This window comes from Candidatus Cardinium hertigii (assembly GCF_003788695.1).
Genome location: NZ_RARA01000021.1, coordinates 4,685 through 4,979 on the forward strand (window position 1 = coordinate 4,685; position 295 = coordinate 4,979).

Sequence of the window (295 nt, forward strand, 5' to 3'; positions counted from 1 at the left end):
GTTTACTTGCTGAAATATCTGCTAAACTTAATTGACCACTTGATTGGATTGCCATAACTATACAATTAATAATAATTCTAAAAAAATAAACACCGAAAACTCATGTTAAGTTAACTATTTTTTCAATGAGGGGAAAGTGGATTATTTATGATTAAATTTAATTGTCTATTGCAACGGCCTCAAAGAGTTTCTGAAAGCTTTTAGTTGAGCACTTCCCAATCAGCACTTGATGCATTTTTTGACGCATCACACCAAACAAAACTGAAAAATTCAAACGATACTCATTTATTTGCTC

1 pseudogene is annotated in these 295 nt (G+C 30.8%); it reads right to left on the reverse strand.

The features are described from left to right. Positions 1-166: 166 nt before the first annotated feature. A pseudogene (locus EDM02_RS01630) lies at positions 167-295 on the reverse strand (IS4-like element ISWosp8 family transposase); the annotation flags it as partial.